Origin of the sequence: Streptomyces polyasparticus, from assembly GCF_014493765.1 — a bacterium.
GTDB lineage: Bacteria > Actinomycetota > Actinomycetes > Streptomycetales > Streptomycetaceae > Streptomyces > Streptomyces polyasparticus.
In genome coordinates this window covers 14,552-36,652 of record NZ_JACTVJ010000020.1, presented here as the reverse complement: position 1 = coordinate 36,652, position 22,101 = coordinate 14,552, and the positions used below count along the sequence as shown (strand labels likewise).

The window sequence follows — 22,101 nt, the reverse complement described above, 5'->3', positions numbered from 1 at the left end:
GCCCGACGATCACGGTGGTTCCCACCCTCGAATACGCGGTCACCCTCCGCAATCGGTGGACTGCGGAGGGTGACCCGTTTGAGCTTCCCGAGGGGTTCCCGAGGGTTTTTCGGAGGCGTTACGCCTGACCGGGGGCGCGCACCGGGATGTTCAGGATCGTCGGCGGTCCGGCCGGCTCCTGGAAGAAGTCATGACCCTTGTCGTCCACCACGATGAACGCCGGGAAGTCCTCGACCTCGATCTTCCATACGGCCTCCATGCCGAGCTCCTCGTACTCGACGACCTCGACCTTCTTGATGCAGTCCTGCGCGAGCCGCGCCGCCGGGCCGCCGATCGAGCCGAGGTAGAAGCCGCCGTGCGCGTCGCACGCGTCGGTGACCTGCTTGGACCGGTTGCCCTTCGCGAGCATCACCTTCGAGCCGCCGGCCGCCTGGAACTGCTCCACATAGGAGTCCATACGCCCGGCCGTGGTCGGACCGAACGAGCCGGACGCGTATCCCTCGGGCGTCTTCGCGGGGCCCGCGTAGTAGACCGGGTGGTCCTTCAGGTACTGCGGCATTTCCTCGCCCGCGTCGAGCCGCTCCTTGATCTTGGCGTGCGCGATGTCGCGCGCCACGACCAGCGGGCCCGTCAGCGAGAGGCGGGTCTTGACCGGGTACTTGGTGAGCTCGGCGAGGATCTCGTCCATCGGCTGGTTGAGGTCGATCTTGACGACGTCACCCGCCTCGTCCAGGTGCTGGTCCGTGGTGTCGGGCAGGAACCGCGCCGGGTCCTTCTCCAGCTCCTCCAGGAACACGCCCTCGGCCGTGATCTTGGCCTGCGCCTGTCGGTCGGCCGAGCAGGAGACGGCGATCGCGACCGGGCAGGACGCGCCGTGCCGTGGCAGGCGCACCACGCGGACGTCGTGGCAGAAGTACTTGCCGCCGAACTGGGCGCCGATCCCGAGCTTCTGCGTGAGCTCGAAGACCTTCTCCTCCAGGTCCTTGTCACGGAAGCCGTGGCCGAGCTCCGAGCCCTCGGTGGGCAGCTCGTCCAGGTAGTGCGCGGAGGCGTACTTCGCGGTCTTGAGCGCGTGCTCGGCGCTGGTGCCGCCGACGACGATCGCCAGGTGGTACGGCGGGCAGGCGGCCGTGCCGAGCGAACGGATCTTCTCCTCCAGGAACTTCATCATGGAGGACTCGTTCAGGACGGCCTTCGTCTCCTGGTAGAGGAAGGACTTGTTGGCTGAGCCGCCGCCCTTGGCCATGAAGAGGAACTTGTACGCGCCGCCGTCGGTCGCGTAGAGCTCGATCTGCGCCGGCAGGTTGGAGCCGGTGTTCTTCTCCTCCCACATGGTCACGGGGGCCATCTGGGAGTAGCGCAGGTTCAGGTTCTGGTACGCGTCGTAGATGCCGCGCGACAGGGCCGCCTCGTCGCCGCCCTCGGTCAGCACGTTCTGGCCGCGCTTGCCCATCACGATCGCCGTACCGGTGTCCTGGCACATGGGCAGCACGCCGGCGGCCGCGATGTTGGCGTTCTTCAGCAGGTCGAGCGCCACGAACTTGTCGTTGCCGCTCGCCTCCGGGTCGTCGATGATCCGGCGCAGCTGCGCGAGGTGCGCGGGCCGCAGGTAGTGCTGGATGTCGTGGATGGCCTCTTCGGCCAGCTTGCGCAGCGCCTCCGGCTCCACCTTGAGGAAGGTCCGGCCGTCCGGCCCCTCGACGGTCGAGACGCCTTCCGAGGTCACCAGGCGGTACGGCGTGGTGTCCTCACCGGTCGGCAGCAGATCGGTGTACGCGAACTCCGGCATCTCGGCCATTCCTCATCTTCGTCAGTCTGCGCTTGACGTCCTGTTGGCAAGCACCCTTAAGGGTAGGACCCGGGGCCGTCCCTGAACTTGTGAGGTAAGGCTCAGTTGGCGGCTTCACGGGCTAGTCGCGATCTATCGCGTTTCGTATGCTGCTCGTGTGGACCTCGAAAAGCACCCTCAGCCCGAGCCCGAGCCTCAGCCGGCGAAGCCCTCGCTGTCGAAGCCCGAGCACCGGCCCGAGCCCGCGCTCGCCGACGCCGCGCCCCCGCCCGTGGGCCTGCGCGCCTCGGACGCGGACCGCGACCGTACGGCCGAGATCCTCGCGGCCGCGCTCGCCGAGGGCCGGCTGACCGCGGACGAGCACTCCGAGCGGATCGACGGGGTGTACCGGGCCAAGACGCTGACCGAGCTCGAGCCGTATGTCGCCGACCTGCCCGGCGCCCACCAGGCGCGCCCGGCCGCGCCCGTCGGCGACCAACCGACCCCGGGGTCGGTGCCCGCGACCGCCGACGAGAACCTCGTCGCGGTCTTCAGCTCCACCACCCGCAAGGGCCGCTGGCGCGTGGGCCGCAGGACGCATGCGTACGCCGTGTTCGGCAATGTCGAGATCGACCTGACGGAGGCGATCTTCGAGTACCAGCAGGTGGTCATCAAGGCCGTCTCGGTCTTCGGCAACGTGGAGGTCCGCGTCCCGGAGAACGTCTCGCTGCGCGGCAGCGGCAGCGGTGTCTTCGGCAACTTCGAGGTCGAGGCCCTGGACGCCGGCGAGTCCGACGCGCCCGTCGTCTTCGTGGACGGTTATGCGGTGCTCGGCAACATCGAGGCCAAGCCGAAGCGCGGCAAGTTCATCCAGGACCTGCACAAGTACGTGGGCCGCTCGATGGCCCGGCATCTGCGCAAGCACCTCGACTGAGCGGACACCGGGACGTCCACTGACCGGACACCGCACCACGACTGAGCGAACAACTGGCCGGACCGTACCGGAACTCTGTGCATAGGCCCGCGCACAGCGGGTAGGGCTGCTGCATCGTCACTCGCTTGCGAATCCGTCGTCAGGAGTAGACCGTGCTGCACCCTCCGCATCAGTCCCTTCCGGTCACCGCGATCCCTGCGATCCCGACTCAGAGGGTGCCGACGCGAGATTCGGAAGTCCCGTGGCACACCGAGGCGGTGTGCAGGCGTGACGAAGCCGGGCTGTTCTTCGCCCCCTCCAAAGAGCCCACGGCCGCGCGCCTGTCACGAGAACAGGCGGCGAAACGGGTGTGCGCCCGCTGTCCCGTGATGGTCGAGTGCCGCGAGCACGCCCTGCTCCAGCCCGAGCCGTACGGGGTGTGGGGCGGCCTCACCGCCGCCGAGCGCCGTGTGGTCCTGGCCCGCCGCAGGCGCCGCGACGTGGAGCTCACGAAGGCGGCCAATTCGGTCAACCGCATAGCTGCGGCAGGGTAGTTCACGGCCGTACGTGAGGGGGTGCCCCATCGCTCAGGGAGGCGCCCCTCACGCATGCCTTGCCGCTCCCGTATTCCTACGTATCGCCGCTCCTGTGTGCCTGCGCCGCCGCTCCCGTACGCCTACGCCTCGCCGGCCCGGACCAGCCCGCATTCGTATGCCAGGACCACGGCCTGCACCCGGTCGCGCAGTCCGAGCTTCGCGAGGATCCGGCTCACATGGCCCTTCACGGTCCCCTCGGTGAGGAAGAGCCGGGCGGCGATCTCCGTGTTGGAGAGCCCGCGCGCGACCAGGACGAGCACCTCGCGCTCGCGGCCGGTCAGCGTGGCGAGGTCGCTGTCCGCACGGGGCAACGGATCGCCCTCCGCGCCGATATGACGCTCGATCAGCCGCCGGGTCACCGCGGGCGCCACCATCGCGTCGCCGCGGGCCACCGCGCGGATCGCCGAAAGCAGGTCCGGCGCGAGCGTGTCCTTGAGGATGAATCCGCAGGCACCCGCGCGCAGTGCCGCGTACACGTACTCGTCCAGGTCGAACGTGGTGAGCACCAGGACCTTCGGCCCGTCCCCGTGTCCGTCCCCTTTGCGTGCCGCTTCCCGGATCAGCCGGGTCGCCTCCACGCCGTCCACGTCGGGCATCCGGATGTCCATCAGGACCACGTCGGGGGCGAGCGCGGCCGCCAGGGCCGCCGCCTGCGCGCCGTCACCCGCCTCGCCGACCACGTCCATGTCCTCGGCGTTCTCCAGGATCATGCGCAGGCCCTCGCGCAAAAGCACCTGGTCGTCGGCGAGCAGCACCCTGATCACTCGGAACGCCCCTGTTCCAGCGGCAGTTGGGCCCGCACGGCGAAGCCGCCGCCCGGCGCGGGCGCGGCGGACAGCTCGCCGCCGAGCAGGGCCACCCGGTCCCGCATACCGCGCAGGCCGTTCCCGCTGCCGTCCGGTTCCCCCTCCGCGACCCCGTCGTCGGTCACCTCCACGACCAGCCGGTCCGCATGGCGGCACACCCGCACCTCGGCCTGTGCCGCAGGGCCCGCGTGCTTCATGACGTTGGTGAGCGCCTCCTGGACGATCCGGTACGCGGAGAGCTCGACGACCCCCGGCAGCGCTCCTTCCGTACCGTCCATGCGCAGCTCGACCGGCGTGCCAGACTCCCGTACGCGCGCCACGAGTTGAGGAAGCCGGTCGAGACCGGGAGCCGGGTGGCGTGCCGCGCTCCCGCCGGGTCCGGCCGAGTCGCCGGCGGCCAGCACCCGGCGCATATCGGCCAGCGAGGCCCGGCCCGTGTCCACGATCGTCGCCAGCGCCGCGCGGGCATCGGCGGGACGCTTGTCGAACGCGGCGTCCGCGCCCTGCGCCTGCATGACGATCACCGAGAGGCCGTGTGCCACCACATCGTGCAACTCGCGGGTGAGCCGGTCGCGTTCGGCGGCGGCCGCGAGCGCGGCCCGCTGGTCGCGTTCGCGCTCCAGGTCGCGGGCCCTCGCGGCGAGCGTGCCGAGATACTCGCGGCGGCTGCGGGCCCCGGAGCCGACGGCCCAGCCCGCGATCAGCGCGCCGAACAGGGGCAGGGTTCCCCAGTCGGTCGGACCCGGCTCCTCCTCGTCCGTGAACGGCTCCCCGAGGGTGTGCCCGCCCACGGCCGGCACCTGATCGAGCGCCCATCCGTCGACCCGGCCGTCCAGGGCCACGTAGAGGGACCAGCCGCCGGTCACCAGGAGAGCGGCGCCCAGAAAAGCAAAGGCGGCCCGCTGCCCGTACCGGCTCGCGAGGGTGCCGAGCACGACCGGCGCGGCCAGATCCGCGAAGGAGGGACCGGCGACGAGCGCCATATGCGCCAGGGAACCGGCCACCGCGGCGACCAGTGCCGCGACCGGCCACCGGCGGCGGGCCGCCAAGGCGAGCAGGCACAGCCCGGACGCCGCCCACCACCACGTGAGTCCGGGCGGGCCCTGCCATGCCACGGTCCCGGTCAGGAGCAGCACCACCAGACCGGCGTCCTGCACCGCCGGCCTGCCCGTCCACGCGGAGACCCGAACTCCCCACCCGCTCATCCCCGTTGAGGGTAGGGCAGCCCCGGCCGCCGCGGATCTGCCTGGGGTCATACCCGTATCCATGACCACAGACAGACGACGGCGGTACGCGCGTCCGGCCACGATGCCCGTCATGAGGACACGCAAGCGAACGACCGGCGCACTGGCCGCGGCGCTCACCGTCGTGGCACTGCTCGCCGCGGCCCTCGTGTACGTCCTGGGCGAGCGGGACAGCGCGTGGGCGTCCGCCGACTGGAAGAAGATCGAACCGGGCGGCGACTGCCAGTGCGCGGACGGCAGTGAGTTCGCCTTCTGGGACCGGCGCTCCGACCCGAAGAAGGTGGTGCTCTTCCTGAACGGCGGGGGAGTGTGCTGGTCGGCGACGACCTGCGCGTTCGCCCCCCATGGCGAGGAGTACTACGACTGGGACATGCGGGACGAGGGCCCGGACAACATCACCACGGAGGGAATCCTCGACTTCAAGGCCTCGGGCAACCCGTTCACCGGCTACTCCTACCTGTTCGTGACGTCCTGCACGGGCGACGCGCACCTGGGCAACGCCGCGCACGAGTACGGGCCGGAACTGACCGTCCAGCACCGCGGCTACGTCAACGGCACAGCCGCGCTGGACTACTTGGCGCGGCAGTACCCGGACGCCACCGAGGTCGTGGTCGTCGGCAAGACCGCGGGCTCGGTCGCGGCTCCCCTGTACGGCGGGCTCGTCTCCGACCGTCTCCCGGACGCGAAGGTCACCGTCCTCGGCGGCCAGTCGGGGGCCTGGCCGGATCACCCGGACTTCAACACCCGTGTTCTCGACGCCACTTGGGGCGCGTACGACGTCATGCCGCGCTGGGCGGTCGCGGGGACGGGACCGGCCCGGTGGGGTCCGCCCGACTTCTGGGTCAAGGCCGGTCTGCACGACCGGGACCTGGTCCTGTCCCGCTTCGACTTCGCGTACGACCCGAACGCGGCGGTGGAGGTGACGGACTGGATGTCCTCGGATCCGCCGGACCTCCTCGCCGAGATCGACGCCAACGAGGCGGCGATCGAGCGGGCCGGACCGATCGTGCACAGCTACACGGCACCCGGCGACGATCACGGCATCTTCGAGTGGGACAAGTTCTACGAGATCGAGGTGAACGGGGTCCGGTTCGCGGACTGGGTCGACGACCTGATCACGGGCGAGCCGCCCGGGGACGTCCACTGCGACATCTGCACCTGAAGGCCGGCGGGCTTGCGTGCGGATACGCGAACGGGGGCGCCCTCCGCACAAGGGCGCCCCCGTTCACCGTGTCCTCGGGGGGTGGGGGCGTCAGCCCCGCACATTCCCTGGCGCCGCGGAGCGGCGCAGCAGCAGCGGGGTCCTGGGGGCGTCAGCCCCCAGAACACACATCCCGCCGCGGAGCGGCGGAGCAGGTCGCGGGCGACGGAGGCCTAACGAGCCCGGTCGAAGTCCACCGCACTGTACGCACGCAGCTTCGACAGCCGGTGCTCCGAGTCGATCTGCCGGATCGTGCCCGACTTCGAGCGCATGACGAGCGACGAGGTCGTCGCCGTCTCCGAGCGGTAGCGGACACCGCGCAGGAGCTCGCCGTCCGTGATGCCGGTCGCGACGAAGAAGACGTTCTCGCCGGAGACCAGGTCGTTGGTGCTGAGCACGCGGTCCAGGTCGTGGCCGGCGTCGAGCGCGCGCTGGCGCTCCTCGTCGTCCTTGGGCCACAGCTTGCCCTGGATCACACCCCCGAGGCACTTGATCGCGCAGGCGGAGATGATGCCCTCGGGCGTACCGCCGATGCCGAGCAGCAGGTCGACGCCCGTGCCCTCGCGGACCGCGAGGATGGAGCCGGCCACGTCGCCGTCGGAGATGAGCTTGATCCGGGCGCCGGTCTCGCGGATCTCCTTGATGATCCCCTCGTGCCGGGGACGGTCGAGGATGACCACGGTGACGTCCTCGGGCGAGGCCTTCTTGGCCTTCGCTACGCGACGGATGTTCACCGACACGGGAGCGTTGATGTCGACGTAGTCGGCGGCCTCGGGGCCGGTGACCAGCTTGTCCATGTAGAACACGGCCGACGGGTCGAACATGGTGCCGCGGTCCGCGGCGGCGAGCACGGCCACCGCGTTCGGCATGCCCTTGGCGGTCAGCGTCGTGCCGTCGATCGGGTCCACGGCGATGTCGCACTCGGCGCCGGTGCCGTCGCCGACCCGTTCGCCGTTGAAGAGCATCGGCGCCTCGTCCTTCTCGCCCTCGCCGATGACGACCACGCCGTTCATCGAGACGGTCGAGACCAGGGTCCGCATGGCACGTACGGCCGCGCCGTCCGCGCCGTTCTTGTCGCCGCGGCCGACCCAGCGGCCCGCGGCCATGGCGGCTGCTTCGGTGACCCGGACGAGCTCCAGGGCGAGGTTGCGATCGGGAGCTTCGGAGGGGACCTCGAGCTCGGAGGGGAGTTGGTGCTGATGCACGGTCATCGGGACGAACCTCTCTTGGGAACGGCGACGGCCGGATGAGGGTTTACCCATGGACTCTATCGGTACGTCGACAAAATGAGCAGAGGGGGTCACGTCTGAGCGGACCCGGGGCCCTGTCGGGACAGACCACCGCACCTGCGAACATGGGGGGCGTGGCAGGCAGCAGCAGAGGCAAGGCGCAGACGGTCCGGGACATGGTCCTGTCGATGGCGGTCATCGGGGCCGTGGTCGCGGTGATCTACGTCTTCATCCCGCATGACGAATCGGCGACCCCGGTGAAGGCGGTGAACTCCGCGGAACTGACGGCCGCCGTCTCCTCGGCGTCCCGCGCGGCGTCGTATCCCCTCCTCGCCCCGAAGGGCCTGGACGGCAAGGACTGGAAGACGACCTCGGTGCGCTACCGCGGCGCCGACGACGAGCACTGGCACCTGGGCCTGCACGGCCCCGACGGCAAGTACGTCGGCGTCGAGCAGACCTCCGGCAAGCCGGGCCCGTTCATCGCGGACAAGAGCCAGGACGCCAAGGACACCGGCAGGACCGAGCGCATCGGCGGCAAGGACTGGAAGCGGTACGAGGGCGACTCCTATGACGCGCTCGTGCTCCAGGAGGGCGGGGCCACCACGGTCGTCACCGGGAGCGGCTCGTTCGCGCGGCTGACCGAGGTGGCCGGGGCGCTGCGGCCGGCGCCTGCCGACAAGGGCTGATCCCGTCGGAGCTCCCGGGATTTCCCTGGATTTCCCGTACGGAGCCTGTGAAGAGGGTCACTCCATTCCAGTCTTGGTTGAATCTTCAACGTAATGGGCTTATGGTCGTAGACGTCGGCCCGATCGATGATCGATCAAACCGGCGCTCTTGCCCCCACCCCCGTACCGCTGGAAAAGGTGCTCGCATGACCCTCGCCCTCGACGCCGCCGCTCAGGACCTCCTCTTCCGCGAGGCCCGCACCGCCAACACGTTCACCGACGAGCCGGTGACCGACGAGCAGGTCCAGGCGATCTACGACCTGGTGAAGTACGGCCCGACCGCGTTCAACCAGTCGCCGCTGCGCATCACCCTGGTCCGCTCGGCCGAGGCCCGTGAGCGTCTGGTCAAGCACATGGCCGAGGGCAACCAGCCGAAGACCGCGTCCGCCCCGCTGGTCGCGATCCTGTCCGCGGACAACGAGTTCCACGAGGAGCTGCCGCAGCTCTTCCCGCACTTCCCGCAGGCCAAGGACGTCTTCTTCGCCGAGCGCCCGGTCCGTGAGGGTGCCGCGACGCTGAACGCCGCGCTGCAGGCCGCGTACTTCATCATCGGCGTCCGCGCCGCCGGTCTGGCCGCCGGCCCGATGACCGGTCTCGACTTCGCGGGCGTCCAGAAGGAGTTCCTGGACGACGACCACACCCCGCTGATGGTCATCAACATCGGCAAGCCGGGCGAGGACGCCTGGTTCCCGCGCTCGCCGCGTCTGGCCTACGAGGACGTCATCACGACGGTCTGACGGCCCCCCGTTCCGTATACGCGAAAGCCCCCGGCCTGCCACCGGGGGCTTTCGCGTGTGCGCGCATTCCGTGCATGCGCGTATCTCGCGTATACGGAACTACTCCTCGTCCGCGCCTTCTTCGTCCTCGGACGCCAGCGCCGCGTCGAGCCGTGCCCGCGCCCCGTCAAGCCAGCGGCGGCACACCTTCGCCAGCTCCTCGCCGCGCTCCCACAGGGCCAGGGACTCCTCGAGCGTGGTGCCGCCCGTCTCCAGCCTGCGGACCACATCCACGAGTTCGTCGCGGGCCTGCTCGTAGCCGAGGGCCTCGTCCGTAGTGCTCATGCCCCGTTCTCCTCATCGCTTGCCTGTACGTTCGCGTCGGTCCGCGTGACCGTGAACTCTCCCTCGGCGACGCGCGCCCGCAGCGCCTCGCCCTGCGCGACCGCAGCCGCATTCCGCACGACATGCCCGTCCCCGCGCTGCAGCACCGCATAACCGCGCCGCAGCGTGGCCGCGGGGGAGAGGGCCACCACCCGCGCGAGCGTATGCGTCAGCTCCGAGTCGGCGCGGTCGAGCAGATGCCCGAGCGTGCGCCGGCCGCGGTCGACGATCTGGTCGATCTGCTGCTCGCGCTCGTCGACCATCCGGTGCGGATGCTCCATCGAGGGCCGCGACATCGCGACGGCGAGCCCGCGCTCCTCGCGGTCCAGGAGATTGTCGACGGCCCGCCGCGCGCGATCGCGCATCAGCCGCACCCGGTCGAGCTCCTCGCCCACGTCGGGCACGACCTTCTTCGCCGCGTCCGTGGGCGTCGAGGCCCTGAGGTCCGCAACGAGATCGAGCAGCGGGGAGTCCGGTTCGTGCCCGATCGCCGAGACCACCGGCGTACGGCAGGCCGATACGGCCCTGATCAGCTGCTCGTCCGAGAACGGCAGCAGATCCTCCACGCTGCCGCCGCCGCGCGCCACGATGATCACGTCCACGGCGTCGAGCTCGTCGAGCTCCTTGACGGCCTGCACCACCTGCGGCACCGCGTGCACGCCCTGCACGGCCACATTCCGTACCTCGAAACGGACCGCGGGCCAGCGGTGCCGCGCGTTCTCCAGGACATCGCGCTCGGCTGCCGAAGCCCGCCCGGTGACGAGGCCGATCCGCTGCGGAAGGAACGGCAGCCGCCGCTTGCGCTCGGGCGCGAAGAGTCCTTCCGAGGCCAGCGCCTTCTTCAACTGTTCGAGTCGCGCGAGCAGTTCACCGACGCCCACGGGCTTTATCTCGGTGGCCCTGAGCGACAGCTGGCCCCGCGGCGCGTACCACTCGGGCTTCGCGAGCACGACGACCCGCGCACCTTCGGAGACCACATCGGCCACCGCGTCGAACACGCCGCGGAAGCAGGTGACGCTGACGGAGATGTCGTACGAGGGATCGCGCAGCGTCAGAAACACCACGCCGGCGCCGGGCCGACGCGACAGCTGGGTGATCTGCCCCTCGACCCACACCGCCCCGAGCCGGTCGATCCACCCCCCGATGAGCCGCGAGACCTCGCCCACGGGCAGGGGCGCCTCGGCGGATGTGTTGAGAGCCATGCGTAGGAGCGTAATGGCGGGCGCCGACAGCGAGGCCCGACCCGACGGCCAGGCCCTCGGCCGCGCAGGTCGTCGGCAGGATCCGCCGGCAGTCGGGAGGGTGTCCGATCCGGTCGTCACGACCCGGGACCGGGCACCCTCCCTCAGACCACGATCAGCGGGGGCAGATGTACGCCGACTCTGTCACGAGCTCGTCCCGGGTTACGGTGCTGCCGTTGTCCCAGGCCACCTTGACCCTCGCGCGGACGAGCTTGCGTGCCGACGAACCGCACGCGTATGTGTCGGTGCGGGCGACGTCCTGCCCGATCTCGTAGACGGGGTACGGGAACTCCTCCCGCAAGGTGCGCCAGCTACCGCTCGAGTAGTACTGGAGCTCCACATAGGTGACCATCACCTTGTAGGCGACTGAGCTGGAGGACACCCGGGCGTGCGCGTTGAAGACGCCGGTGGACGGCATCTCGACGTTGGCGCAGCGGACGATCGTGCTGCCCTCGCACTTGTGCGCGATCTGGGTGACGGACGACGCCGGCGTCGCCGTCAGCATGGTCATCCCGAGCGCGGTGCTGACGGCGGCCGTCAGGCCGCTCATGAGTTTTCCGTACTTTCGCATGGCGGGAGATTGGCGGGCGCCGTCGGCGGAAGATTGCAGCATCCTGCAGCCGGCGGCGGTTGCGGGCAGGTCAGGAGGTGACCCTGCTCAGGCGCTCGCGGAGCCGGACCCCCGCCACGAAGCGGGTCGGAGCGTCGAGGAGGTCGAGGATCACGGCGACCTCCGTGCGGACCGTGCGGACGCTCAGTCCGAGCCGGCGGGCGATCTGCTCGTCCGACGAGCAGGTGAGCAGGAGCGCGACGACGCGGCGCTGGCGTTCGGTGAGGCCGTCGGCGGGTGGCTCCTCGGCGGCGCACGGGTACGCCGTCGCACGCACCGCGTCCCAGTAGTGGCGCGCGGCGGCCACGCACGCGGCGTCCCGTACGACGATGACGGTCGTCCGGTTGCGGACGACGGGCCCCGCGAGGAGCACCTCGACCCGGTCGACGATCTTCATCTGCAACGGCCCGTAGCCGAAGAAGTACACCTCCGGGTCCTCGCCGGACAGCACGAGCCGCACCTCCGGGCTCAGGGCGTCGCGGTGCCACACGCTGGTCATCCGGAGGCCGGCGTTCATCGCGAACGTGTTGTTCGGGAGGCTTACGGCGAGTTGCTCCACGGAACCGTTGGCGTTGATGGAGTCGAGGGTGCGCCAGGCCGGAACCTCGCGGCTGAGATTCCGGTTGATCTCCTCCCCGCCTCGTCCGAGGACACGTGCCGCGACCGGCTGCCCGCGCTCCATCGCCCGGACCACCCGCAGCCGTTCGGCCTCCAGACGCGTCATCGCCTCTGTCACGCGCAGCCGCTGCGGTCCGGAGAACCGCCCGGGATCGGCGAACGCCGAGAAGTCCTGTTCAGGCAGTGCGCGCTGGTCCACCGTTCTCCCTCCGGTACACCCCCGGCCGGAGCAACGGCCGTCAATTGGCCGGAATGCTAGCGCCCTGCTTCCTGGCTGGGAGCCGTACGCCCGCTCCTCGACCCCGGCCCGGACCTGAGTTCCGCCTAGGCCTTCGCATCCTCATCACCCGCCCGCCCCCGCTGAACAAGCAGCACACCCAGCCCGATCGCCAGCCAGCACGCCCCCACCACCTGTGCCGCTCGCGAGGCCTCCACGATCACCGCGATCGCGATCACCGCGCCGAGCACCGGCACCAGCCAGTGCCGCCACCAGCTGACCTCGCCGCCCAGCTTGCGTACGCCGAACCAGGAGATCACCGAGGCGTGCAGCATCGTGAAGGCCACCAGGGCGCCGATGTCCACGACGGACACCAGGTGGTCCATGCCGTCGTCCCGCGACGCCGCCCACACCGCCGCGACCAGCGTGATCACCGCGGCGATCGACAGCGCGACCCGCGGCACCCCCGAGTCCGTACGCGAGAGCAGCTTCGGCAGCCGCCGGTCGCGGCCCATCGCGAAGAGCAGCCGCCCCGCCGCGGCCTGCCCGGCCAGCGCCGCGAAGGCCGCGCCGATCGCCTTGCTGACCGCCACCAGATCGTGCAGCCAGCTGCCGACGGACGCGTCCACGGCGTCGTAGAAGGCGGACCCCTGCTGCTCGGGATGCGCGGCGAGATGCGCGGACGAGACGGGTTCGAGCAGCGCGACCAGATAGGTCTGCGCGATGAACAGGAAGCCCGCGAGCCCCAGGCAGAACAGCACCGCACGCGCCACCTTCGCCGACCCGCCGGTGACCTCCTCGGCGAAGGACGCGATCGCGTCGAAGCCGAGATACGAGAGCACCGCGATCGACACGGCCCCGAGCACGGCCGACAGCGCGAAGGTCCCGTCACCGGTGAGCGGCGAGAGCCAGTCGCGCTGCGCCCCGTCCCGTACGAGCACCACGATCGCCGAGACGCTGAAGACGAGCAGCACCACGATCTCCATGGCGAGCACCAGGAAACCGGCCTTCGCGGCGGTCCGTACGCCCGCCAGGTTCAGCGCGGTCGTGATCACCACGGCGAGCGCGGTCCACACCCAGCGCGACACCTCGGGCACCAGCGCGTTCATCGCGATCCCGGAGAACAGATACGCGACCGCCGGGATCAGCAGATAGTCCAGCATCGCCATCCACCCGGCGATGAAACCGGGCCCGCGCCCCAGCGCCGCCCGCGCGTACGCGAACACCGAGCCGGCCTGCGGCACGACCCGCACCATCTGCGCATAGCTGTACGCGGTGAAGGCCATCGCGATCGTCGCCACGATGTAGACGAGCGCGACCGCGCCGTGGGACTTGGCGTCAAGGGCGCCGAAGACACCGACGGGTGCCATCGGGGCGATGAACAGCAGGCCGTAGACGACCAGATCCCGGAAACCCAGGCTGCGCCGCAGCTCCGAGTGCGTGTCCTGCCCTGCCTGGGCCGGCTCAGCCGACATCGTGTGCCTCCCTGTTCGGCTTGTGCCCCAGTCGTCCCCCAGTCTCCCCAAGACGGGGATCTTTGACCTGTTGAGTGCGGCCTTACGATGGGGGACATGACTGCACCGACCCAAGCCCGCCGCGTCCTGCTCGCCGCTCCCCGTGGCTACTGCGCGGGTGTGGACCGCGCCGTGATCGCCGTCGAGAAGGCCCTGGAGCAGTACGGGGCGCCCGTCTATGTGCGCCACGAGATCGTGCACAACAAGTACGTGGTGCAGACCCTGGAACGTAAGGGCGCGATCTTCGTCGAGCAGACGGAGGAGGTACCGCCGGGCAACATCGTGATGTTCTCCGCCCACGGCGTCGCCCCGACCGTCCACGAGGAGGCCAAGGCCGGCCGCCTCGCCACGATCGACGCGACCTGCCCGCTGGTCACCAAGGTCCACAAGGAGGCCGTCCGGTTCGCGCAGGAGGACTACGACATCCTCCTGATCGGGCACGAGGGCCACGAGGAGGTCATCGGCACCTCCGGCGAGGCGCCCGACCACATCCAGCTCGTCGACGGACCGAAGGATGTCGAGAAGGTCGAGGTGCGCGACCCGTCCAAGGTCGTCTGGCTCTCGCAGACCACGCTCTCCGTCGACGAGACGATGGAGACGGTCGACGCCCTGAAGACCAAGTTCCCCGGTCTCATCTCGCCCCCGTCGGACGACATCTGCTACGCGACGCAGAACCGCCAGCTCGCGGTCAAGCAGATGGGCGCCGAGGCGGACCTCGTCATCGTGGTCGGCTCGCGCAACTCGTCCAACTCCAAGCGCCTGGTCGAAGTCGCCCTGCAGGCCGGGGCGCAGGCCTCGTACCTCGTGGACTTCGCCTCCGAGATCGAGGAGGCCTGGCTGGACGGCGTCACCACGGTCGGCGTCACCTCCGGCGCCTCGGTGCCCGAGGTCCTGGTCGACGAGGTCCTGGAGTGGCTGGCCCAGCGCGGCTACGAGGACGTGGAGACGGTCAAGGCGGCCGAGGAGTCCATCACGTTCTCGCTGCCGAAGGAGCTGCGGCGGGATCTGCGGGCGGAGGCGGCGGAGGCTGTCGGGGAGACCCCGGAGGTCTGACGCGGACGTCGGGAGTGCCTGGGGCCGACGGGCCCTGGGTGTCTCCAGCTGAGAGCGCTAGGGCCGCCGAGCCCTCGGCGCCTCAGGCCTTCTGTGCGGCGGGCGGTGCGCGGCAGCGCGCAGTGCCCGCCGCCTGTTCATTTCCCGGGCCTTGCGGACGGTCGAGATCAGGCCCGCGACGAGCGTGCCTCCGTACAGCCAGCCCGCATTGAGCGCGAGCGCCGTCATCACCCCCATCAGCTGACCGCCGAGCCCACCGCTGCCGCCCGCGATGGGCAGCAGCCCGAGAGCGAACGCGATCGGTACGGCGACGGGCGCGGTCACCAGGTCGGCCGGCCGCACCCAGACCGCGGTCAGCACGCTGATCAGCAGGAAGAAGCAGCCGTAGAGCACGGCCGACTCCCCGAAGAGCAGCCGGTCCACGCACGCGACGAAGAGCAGCGCCACCGTGGCGAAGAGCCCGGCGCCGAGCCCGGTGAGCCGCGGATTCGGCATCGTCCGCACAGCGGTGTAGCCCCGGCGTACCGCGAGCACTCCGCCGCGCACCGCACGCGCGGCGGGCGGCCCCGCCGACACCGGCCGCGCGGCCCCGCCACGCCGTGGCCCCGGCATGGCGTCGGGGGCGCCCGCCTGCGGGGGCAGGGGCGCGGTACGGCGCTGTGCGTCACGGGCGGGACGGATGCCTTGCGGGGTGCTCTGCTGGGTGCTTTGTGGCTCCACCCACCCAACGTAGGCGGGCCTTTGCGGCATTACGGGCGTGGGACACGCGCTTTTGGGCGCGGCTTGACCGGGAGCGGGCCCCGTACCGCCTAGGGGTGCTCCTCGTGCGCGGCCATCGCGGCCCCGACGATCCCCGCATTGTTGAGCAGCTCGGCCGGTACCAGCTCCGCCTTGATGCCCTCGATCAACGGCAGGAACTTCGCGGACTTACGGCTCACACCGCCGCCGATGATGAACAGCTCCGGCGAGAACAGCATCTCCAGATGCGCCAGATACTTCTGCACCCGCCGGGCCCAGTGCTCCCAGGTCAGCTGCTCGTCGTCGCGCGCCTTGGTGGAGGCCCGCTTCTCGGCGTCGTGCCCGTGCAGCTCCAGATGCCCCAGCTCCGTGTTCGGCACGAGGCGGCCGTCGACGAAGAGCGCGCTGCCGATCCCCGTACCGAACGTCAGCATCATCACCGTCCCGCCGCGGCCCTTGCCTGCCCCGACCCGCATCTCCGCGAGACCGGCCGCGTCCGCGTCATTGAGCACGGTCACCGGCAGCCCGCCGGTGGCCTCGCCCAGGAGCGAGCGCGCGTCCACATCGATCCAGCCCTTGTCGACATTGGCGGCCGTACGGATCGTGGAGCCGCCCGTGACGACCCCGGGGAAGGTCACGCCGACCGGGCCCGACCAGCCGAAATGCTCGACGACCTCCTTGACGCAGCCGGCCACCGCGTCGGGCGTCGCCGGATGCGGGGTCAGCACCTTGTGCCGGGGCTGCGCCAGGTCACCGCGCTCGAGGTCCACAGGAGCGCCCTTGATCCCGGACCCGCCGATGTCCACGCCGAAGATCTCCATTCCTCTACGTTACGTCGGACCACTGACCGTCACGCCCCGAACGGCCCGGGCCGCAGGCGCCCCCGCGCGGCCCTAAACTTGTGTGTCGGCCCGCCCGAGAGGGCTGCCACCACTCCTTGAAAGCCCTCACTCACGTACGTACGGGAAGTCGGTCAAACGTGTCGCTCACGATCGGAATCGTCGGTCTGCCCAACGTCGGCAAGTCGACCCTCTTCAACGCCCTGACCAAGAACGACGTCCTCGCGGCCAACTACCCGTTCGCGACGATCGAGCCCAACGTCGGCGTGGTCGGCGTCCCCGACGAGCGCCTCACCAAGCTCGCGGAGATCTTCGGCTCGCAGAAGATCCTGCCGGCGACGGTGGACTTCGTGGACATCGCGGGCATCGTGCGCGGCGCCTCCGAGGGTGAGGGCCTGGGCAACAAGTTCCTGGCGAACATCCGCGAATCGGACGCGATCTGCCAGGTCATCCGCGCCTTCAAGGACGAGAACGTCGTGCACGTCGACGGCAAGGTCTCGCCCAAGGACGACATCGAGACGATCAACACCGAGCTGATCCTCGCCGACCTCCAGACCATCGAGAAGGTCCTGCCGCGCCTCCAGAAGGAGTCGCGCATCAAGAAGGACATCGGGCCCAAGGTCGCGGCCGTCGAGGCGGCGAAGGAGATCCTCGAGAAGGGCGACACCCTCTTCTCGCAGGGCATCGTCCAGGGCTCGGAGAAGGCGGAGCTCCTGCACGACCTCCACCTCCTGACCACCAAGCCCTTCCTCTACGTCTTCAACGTCGACGAGGACGAGCTCACGGACGACACCTTCAAGGCCGAGCAGCGCGCCCTTGTCGCCCCGGCGGAGGCGATCTTCCTGAACGCCAAGCTGGAGGCGGACCTCGCGGAACTGGACGCCGAGGACGCCCTCGAACTCCTCCAGTCCGTCGGCGCCGAGGAGCCCGGCCTCGCCACCCTCGCCCGCGTCGGCTTCGACACCCTCGGCCTGCAGACCTACCTGACGGCAGGACCGAAGGAATCCCGCGCCTGGACCATCAAGAAGGGCGCCACGGCCCCCGAGGCGGCCGGCGTCATCCACACGGACTTCCAGAAGGGCTTCATCAAGGCCGAGGTCATCTCCTTCGCCGACCTGGTCGAGATGGGCTCGGTCGCGGAGGCCCGCGCCAAGGGCAAGGCCCGTATGGAGGGCAAGGAGTATGTGATGCAGGACGGCGATGTGGTGGAGTTCCGCTTCAACGTCTAGGTCGCGCGATAGCTCGGATCCGGTGAACTAGTCAAGTTCGCAGGTCAGGTGGGGTCGGCCCGGTTTCGGGTCGGCCCCGTTCGCGTATCCGTGGCTGGATGGTGGCTGGATGAACTGACGGGTCGTCATCATCTGTAGTCACCCGTCGTTGTGCGTCGTTCTCTCTGTTGCGGCTGGATTGTGGCTGTGTGGGGCTGAATGGCGAGTCAGTTGGGGCGTGTTGTGTTGGCGGTCTGCGTGCCTTGGGTGAAGTGGTCGAACTCTCCGGCCTGGATGCCGAGTGCGAAGGCGTCCCACTTCTTGCGTGTCGTGGTGACGACGGTGTCCGGGGTTGAGGTCTCGCGCAAGGAAACCAACTCTCCATCACCGTAGGTGATTTCAATCCCGGGGCCGTGGCTGGCGTGGGCGGTGGCGTCCTGCTTCAGTGTGGTGAGGAGTGCGGCGAAGGCGTCGGGGGTGGTGGTGACTATGGTCTCGTGGGGATCTGCGGATTCGGTCAGGTGGACGTGGTCCGGTGTCGCGGCGACGTGCAGGCACGCTTCGCCTTCGCCGCAGTAGGACGACTTCTGCCAGTGGTGGGTGGGCACTTCGGCTCCTTCACAGGTCGTGGACGATGGACAGGATCAGGTCCCGCGAATCGCTGGGCGGCAAGGTCCTGTCCTGCATGCGGGCCATGAGCAGGCGGTACTTGGCGAGTTGGGCCTCTGCGGAGATGAGAGCGGAACCATGTGATTGATCGAGGTGCACGGTGTCGAGCTGGGGCACCGGTCCTTCGGCGTAGAGGATCGACTGCCCGGATCCGGGATAGGCGCCCGCCGAGAACGGGATCACTCGCACCTGGATGTGGTCTTGCTCGCTGATTTCCAGGATGTGCTGCAACTGGCGTTTGGTGACGGCAATCCCGCCGAACTGCATACGCAGCGCTGCCTCGTGAATGATCGCCTGATACGGGACCGGCTGTTCGTCGAAGAGCACGGCTTGCCGCTTGATGCGGAACGAGAGCCGGTGCTCCACCTCGGGGGGTGACAGGTCCGGGACGACTTGGCGGAAGACTTCACGGGCGTGGTCGTGGATTTGTAGGAGCCCGGGGATGTGCGCGGTGATCCCCGCCGCTAGGCGCTTCGAGTGGTGCTCAACCTCGGCGAGGTCGAGCATGCTGTCAGGCAGCAGCTCGCGGTACTCCTCCCACCAGCCGCGCGTACGTCCGTTGGCCATCTCTGCCAGTGCGTGGATGAGTGCTTCGTCCGAGCATTCGTAACGGCAGGCCATGGTGCGCACGCGCTCCGGGCTCACTCCGTGCCGCCCGGCCTCGATATTGCTGACCTGGTTCTGCTTGATGCCGAGGCTCTGTGCGGCCTCTGTTGACGACAAGCCCGCGCGCTCGCGCAGTTTCCGCGATCCGCTCGGCTGACATCCAACTCGCCTGCACGAACGGAGACTTCCATGACCACCGTATCCCCGCATCCGCCTTACTCCGCCTGGTTACCGGGTACGTACACCCTCCAGCTCCCGCACGATCCCCGCGCTCCTGGCATCGCCCGCGCCCTGCTCCGCATGGTTCTCGAGGCGCACGGCCGAGCCGAACTCGTCGCGGACGCCCAGCTGTTGGGCTCGGAGCTGCTGACCAACGCGCACCTGCACACCGCCGGGCCGTATGCCCTGCGTCTGGGACCCGGGGGCGCCGATCGGGGGCGGGTTCGTGTGGCGGTGTGGGACGGTGACCCGGTGATTCCCGCCGGGTTCGAGCGGGGCGGGCCGCGCGCGGATGTGGGCGCGGAGAGCGGGCGCGGGCTGTTCCTCGTACGGGCCTACGCGGACGACTGGGGCGCGCACGCGTTGCAGGGCGGGCAGGGCGGGAAGCTGCTGTGGGCCGAGTGCGGGGATGCGGGCCGACGGGGTGGGCGTGCCTGACGCGGGCCGGCTCCTGCCTGGGCCGGTCGAGCTGTGCGAGCACACCGCCACCGCAACCGCGCACAGCCGGTGTGCCCGCTCAGCGGCGGTGTTGGAAGGGGCAGGGCCATGACGTCGGCGCACGACTACAGCGATCTGCACGAGCTCATCGACCGCCTGGAGCCGGAGCAGGCCGAAGAGGTACGCCAGCACGCGCTGCGCCTGGTAGAGCCCTCGCCGAGCCGGTTCCGGATACTGCGCAGCTTCGACGGCCCGCCGACCGATCTGGGGGTCCGGGCGAAGGACATCGTCCGGGACGAAATCGGCGAGGCCGAAGCTGAGACCGATGCTGATCGTTGACACCGGACCGCTGGTCGCCTTCCGGGCCGCAACGATCCGGATCACGAACGCTGCGCCGATCTGCTGGAGTCGTACGACGGTGAGCTGCTCGTCACTCCGTATGTGCTGACCGAGTGCTGCTATCTGGTGGGGAAGTACGTCGGGGCCGACGCGGAGGTCAATCTGATCGAGTCCGTCGCCGGCGGTGATCTGAGGCAGGTGTTTCCCGACGGCCAGGACATGGCGCGGATCGCGGAGCTGGTGCGGCGCTATCGGGGATTCCCGCTGGGGATCGCGGATGCCTCGGTGATTGCGACGGCTGAGCGGCTGAAGGCGACCGAGGTGGCCACCTTGGACCACCGGCATTTCCGGGCGATCACGCCGTCCCATGTCCCGGCATTCACGCTGCTGCCGTGAGCGGCATCCACGTTGGCCGTGACCGCGGCCGTGGTCACCGATAGGCACAGGTCACGGCGGCAGCGAGCCGGTGCCGAGCCAACGCCGAGCCGGTGGACATGTTGGTTGGCATTCGCCCCGTCGTTTCCCCTGTCGCTTCCGGTGTCGTCCTTGGACGCGACGCCCCAACGACGCCCCGCTTCCGGCATGTTCACAGGTCACGGCGGGTGCCGGTGGCGAGCCCGTGGGGGCGACTGTATGTCGGTGCAGAAGAGCTTCCCGATCTACGTGAGGAACGGGCCGGGTCGGGCGGTGCTGACGGCGGCGCGGTATAGCCGACGTCCATCGGTCGGCCGTCCTATTGCCGCGGCCGTATGCGGCGGTGCCGGGCTGTCGCCTGACGGCGTGACAACCGCCTGGCGTGGTGTACGGATCGGCGCCGTCGTCGCCACCAGCGGGCTTCCCGCGGGCTCACGCAGATGTCCGTGCGGACCATTGGCCCGGCGATGTGACAGCGATGGCGATCGGTGTCCCGGGGATCCGTCACGCGGGCGTCGCGGGCGCACGCGGTCAGATCCAGATCGACCGGGGAGCCGACCAACTGACGGACCACCCATCAGGTTGGAAAAGGCTCAGTGCAGTGACCGGTGCAACGGGTGAGCCGGGAGAGAATCCATCTGCACGGATCCTTCACGGCTCCCCGGTTTCGGTCACCGGGGAGCCGCTGCAGTCTTCCCGCGTGGCCTTGATGGGCGGGGGGGGAATATGCGGGACAGGGCAGAGGTGCGGCACCTGGGCGCAGGTGCCGCACCCGCCGGTTACGTACCGTCGATCAGCCGAATGGCCAGCGCCGGACTGAAGGTTCCGGCTGGGATCGTCGGCGCGATACCGCACTCGCCGTCGGAGTTACCGGGAGTCTTCACCCAGAGCAACAGCTCCGCGCCGCCGCCCACTTGGGCCGGGACGCCGAGCTTGCGGCCGGCCGGATTGCACCACTGGCCGTTCGACCCGTTGCCGTTGCGGCTGGTGTCGATCACGAACTTCGCGTCGTAGCCGAGCGAGGAGACGACCGACCTCGCATAGGAAGCGGACGCGGAGGTGGTGTAGTAGTTCGACACGTTGACGGAGAAGCCGCGGACGTTGCGGATGCCCGCTGCGTCCAGACGGCCGGCCATAGTGCCCGCCGCGACCCAGCCCGCGTTGCCGCCGTCCAGATAGGCGTAGGTGTTCGGTGCCTTCTCCCGGAACTTCTCCGTGGCATAGCGGAGCATGCCGAGCCGTTCGTCTATCTGTGCCTGGGTCATGCACTCGAAATCGCCGAGAGCGTCCGGCTCTATGACCACCACTGCCGGCTTGGTGCCGATGGCCGCGGCGAAACTCGCGATCCAGGTACGGTACGCGCCGACGCTGCCCGCGCCTCCGCCGGAGTGGCCACCGCAGGCGTCACGGCCCGGCAGGTTGTATGCCACGAGGACCGGCAGCTTGTCCTGTCCGTCGGCCGCGCCCGCATAACTCGCGATCGACGACGCGCTGCTCCCTTCGCCGAACCAGCGGGCGATCGGCTTCGAGGCGATGGCGGACTGGATGCGGGCGGCCCGGCTGTCGCCCGCGTTGTCGCGCGCCCAGACGGCCGGGGTGGAGTTTGGATTGACGTAGAAACCACTGGTCAGATCGATGGGGCTGGCCGCTGTTGCGGGCGGTGACGTACCGATGAGCAGCGCCGCCGCCGCGGCCAGGGCGGTCAGGAGGCGGCTCCTCCAATGCACCTGCATGTGGATCTCCTTTCGCTGTGCATACGAAACGGAGCGGACTTTCCCCGCGTGCGGGGCGAGCCC

General features: G+C 69.7%; 24 protein-coding genes. 10 read left to right on the top strand and 14 right to left on the bottom strand.

Annotated elements, in window-relative coordinates:
- Positions 1–118: 118 nt before the first annotated feature.
- Positions 119–1,789: a fumarate hydratase gene (locus H9Y04_RS34205; protein WP_187818196.1), complete on the bottom strand. Its 1,671-nt coding sequence runs from the start codon at positions 1,787–1,789 to the stop codon at positions 119–121.
- Positions 1,790–1,946: 157 nt separating this feature from the next.
- Between H9Y04_RS34205 and H9Y04_RS34200 the strand changes: the two genes are divergently transcribed.
- Both H9Y04_RS34200 and H9Y04_RS34195 read left to right on the top strand, forming a co-directional pair.
- Entirely contained in the window at positions 1,947–2,702 is a 756-nt protein-coding gene (locus tag H9Y04_RS34200) for a DUF1707 SHOCT-like domain-containing protein (RefSeq protein ID WP_187818042.1), read from the top strand.
- A gap of 152 nt (positions 2,703–2,854) precedes the next feature.
- Positions 2,855–3,235, top strand: a complete 381-nt coding sequence (locus tag H9Y04_RS34195) for a WhiB family transcriptional regulator (RefSeq protein WP_187818041.1) — start codon at positions 2,855–2,857, stop codon at positions 3,233–3,235.
- 122 nt (positions 3,236–3,357) lie between these two features.
- Here the strand turns inward: H9Y04_RS34195 and H9Y04_RS34190 are convergent, their stop codons facing one another.
- Positions 3,358–4,041 carry a response regulator gene (locus H9Y04_RS34190; protein WP_187818040.1) on the bottom strand — a complete coding sequence of 228 codons (684 nt, stop codon included), beginning with the start codon at positions 4,039–4,041 and terminating at the stop codon, positions 3,358–3,360.
- A complete protein-coding gene (locus tag H9Y04_RS34185; RefSeq protein WP_187818039.1) occupies positions 4,038–5,288 on the bottom strand; it encodes a sensor histidine kinase in 1,251 nt (416 codons plus the stop codon). The genes H9Y04_RS34190 and H9Y04_RS34185 overlap by 4 nt, the downstream gene beginning before the upstream one ends.
- Positions 5,289–5,400: 112 nt before the next feature.
- On the opposite strand from H9Y04_RS34185, the gene H9Y04_RS34180 reads away from it, so the two are divergent.
- On the top strand, positions 5,401–6,489 hold the full coding sequence (locus H9Y04_RS34180; RefSeq protein ID WP_214661912.1) for a pectin acetylesterase-family hydrolase: 1,089 nt from the start codon (positions 5,401–5,403) through the stop codon (positions 6,487–6,489).
- Positions 6,490–6,701: 212 nt separating this feature from the next.
- On the opposite strand, the gene glpX is transcribed toward H9Y04_RS34180, so the two are convergent.
- Entirely contained in the window at positions 6,702–7,739 is a 1,038-nt protein-coding gene (gene glpX, locus H9Y04_RS34175) for a class II fructose-bisphosphatase (RefSeq protein WP_187818038.1), read from the bottom strand.
- A 143-nt stretch (positions 7,740–7,882) separates the two neighbouring features.
- Between glpX and H9Y04_RS34170 the strand changes: the two genes are divergently transcribed.
- Both H9Y04_RS34170 and H9Y04_RS34165 read left to right on the top strand, forming a co-directional pair.
- On the top strand, positions 7,883–8,443 hold the full coding sequence (locus H9Y04_RS34170; protein ID WP_236071822.1) for a DUF4245 domain-containing protein: 561 nt from the start codon (positions 7,883–7,885) through the stop codon (positions 8,441–8,443).
- A 185-nt stretch (positions 8,444–8,628) separates the two neighbouring features.
- Positions 8,629–9,219 carry a malonic semialdehyde reductase gene (locus H9Y04_RS34165; protein WP_187818037.1) on the top strand — a complete coding sequence of 197 codons (591 nt, stop codon included), beginning with the start codon at positions 8,629–8,631 and terminating at the stop codon, positions 9,217–9,219.
- A 99-nt stretch (positions 9,220–9,318) separates the two neighbouring features.
- On the opposite strand, the gene H9Y04_RS34160 is transcribed toward H9Y04_RS34165, so the two are convergent.
- From H9Y04_RS34160 to H9Y04_RS34140, 5 genes are all read right to left on the bottom strand, one after another.
- Entirely contained in the window at positions 9,319–9,543 is a 225-nt protein-coding gene (locus H9Y04_RS34160; protein ID WP_187818036.1) for an exodeoxyribonuclease VII small subunit, read from the bottom strand.
- The gene (xseA, locus tag H9Y04_RS34155) at positions 9,540–10,784 is read right to left on the bottom strand and encodes an exodeoxyribonuclease VII large subunit (protein ID WP_187818035.1); all 1,245 of its coding nucleotides are present in this window, start codon (positions 10,782–10,784) and stop codon (positions 9,540–9,542) included. Before xseA ends, H9Y04_RS34160 begins: the two co-directional genes overlap by 4 nt.
- Before the next feature lie 154 nt (positions 10,785–10,938).
- On the bottom strand, positions 10,939–11,373 hold the full coding sequence (locus H9Y04_RS34150; RefSeq protein WP_187818034.1) for a hypothetical protein: 435 nt from the start codon (positions 11,371–11,373) through the stop codon (positions 10,939–10,941).
- Positions 11,374–11,464: 91 nt separating this feature from the next.
- Positions 11,465–12,250, bottom strand: a complete 786-nt coding sequence (locus H9Y04_RS47990; protein ID WP_187818033.1) for a helix-turn-helix transcriptional regulator — start codon at positions 12,248–12,250, stop codon at positions 11,465–11,467.
- Between the two features lie 125 nt (positions 12,251–12,375).
- The gene (locus H9Y04_RS34140) at positions 12,376–13,743 is read right to left on the bottom strand and encodes an APC family permease (RefSeq protein WP_187818032.1); all 1,368 of its coding nucleotides are present in this window, start codon (positions 13,741–13,743) and stop codon (positions 12,376–12,378) included.
- Positions 13,744–13,839: 96 nt separating this feature from the next.
- Here H9Y04_RS34140 and H9Y04_RS34135 point away from each other — a divergent pair, with 96 nt between their 5' ends.
- Positions 13,840–14,835 (top strand): 4-hydroxy-3-methylbut-2-enyl diphosphate reductase, encoded by a 996-nt coding sequence (locus H9Y04_RS34135; RefSeq protein ID WP_187818031.1) that lies wholly within the window; start codon positions 13,840–13,842, stop codon positions 14,833–14,835.
- A gap of 57 nt (positions 14,836–14,892) precedes the next feature.
- On the opposite strand, the gene H9Y04_RS34130 is transcribed toward H9Y04_RS34135, so the two are convergent.
- Together H9Y04_RS34130 and ppgK are read right to left on the bottom strand one after the other, a co-directional pair.
- Entirely contained in the window at positions 14,893–15,555 is a 663-nt protein-coding gene (locus H9Y04_RS34130; RefSeq protein WP_438818187.1) for a DUF6542 domain-containing protein, read from the bottom strand.
- 89 nt (positions 15,556–15,644) lie between these two features.
- Positions 15,645–16,394, bottom strand: a complete 750-nt coding sequence (ppgK, locus tag H9Y04_RS34125; protein ID WP_187818030.1) for a polyphosphate--glucose phosphotransferase — start codon at positions 16,392–16,394, stop codon at positions 15,645–15,647.
- A gap of 158 nt (positions 16,395–16,552) precedes the next feature.
- On the opposite strand from ppgK, the gene ychF reads away from it, so the two are divergent.
- The gene (ychF, locus tag H9Y04_RS34120; protein WP_187818029.1) at positions 16,553–17,641 is read left to right on the top strand and encodes a redox-regulated ATPase YchF; all 1,089 of its coding nucleotides are present in this window, start codon (positions 16,553–16,555) and stop codon (positions 17,639–17,641) included.
- Positions 17,642–17,847: 206 nt separating this feature from the next.
- Here the strand turns inward: ychF and H9Y04_RS34115 are convergent, their stop codons facing one another.
- Both H9Y04_RS34115 and H9Y04_RS34110 read right to left on the bottom strand, forming a co-directional pair.
- Complete coding sequence (locus tag H9Y04_RS34115; protein WP_187818028.1) at positions 17,848–18,228, bottom strand: DUF397 domain-containing protein; 381 nt, start codon at positions 18,226–18,228, stop codon at positions 17,848–17,850.
- A gap of 10 nt (positions 18,229–18,238) precedes the next feature.
- Complete coding sequence (locus H9Y04_RS34110) at positions 18,239–19,030, bottom strand: helix-turn-helix domain-containing protein (protein ID WP_438818190.1); 792 nt, start codon at positions 19,028–19,030, stop codon at positions 18,239–18,241.
- 54 nt (positions 19,031–19,084) lie between these two features.
- Between H9Y04_RS34110 and H9Y04_RS34105 the strand changes: the two genes are divergently transcribed.
- The 3 genes from H9Y04_RS34105 to H9Y04_RS34095 all read left to right on the top strand — a co-directional run bounded on the left by H9Y04_RS34105 (position 19,085) and on the right by H9Y04_RS34095 (position 20,287).
- Positions 19,085–19,552, top strand: a complete 468-nt coding sequence (locus tag H9Y04_RS34105) for an ATP-binding protein (RefSeq protein ID WP_187818026.1) — start codon at positions 19,085–19,087, stop codon at positions 19,550–19,552.
- A gap of 108 nt (positions 19,553–19,660) precedes the next feature.
- Positions 19,661–19,891, top strand: a complete 231-nt coding sequence (locus H9Y04_RS34100) for a hypothetical protein (RefSeq protein ID WP_187818025.1) — start codon at positions 19,661–19,663, stop codon at positions 19,889–19,891.
- A gap of 60 nt (positions 19,892–19,951) precedes the next feature.
- A complete protein-coding gene (locus tag H9Y04_RS34095) occupies positions 19,952–20,287 on the top strand; it encodes a type II toxin-antitoxin system VapC family toxin (protein ID WP_187818192.1) in 336 nt (111 codons plus the stop codon).
- 797 nt (positions 20,288–21,084) lie between these two features.
- Here H9Y04_RS34095 and H9Y04_RS34090 read toward each other — a convergent pair.
- On the bottom strand, positions 21,085–22,038 hold the full coding sequence (locus H9Y04_RS34090) for a glycoside hydrolase family 6 protein (RefSeq protein WP_187818024.1): 954 nt from the start codon (positions 22,036–22,038) through the stop codon (positions 21,085–21,087).
- Positions 22,039–22,101 lie beyond the last annotated feature (63 nt).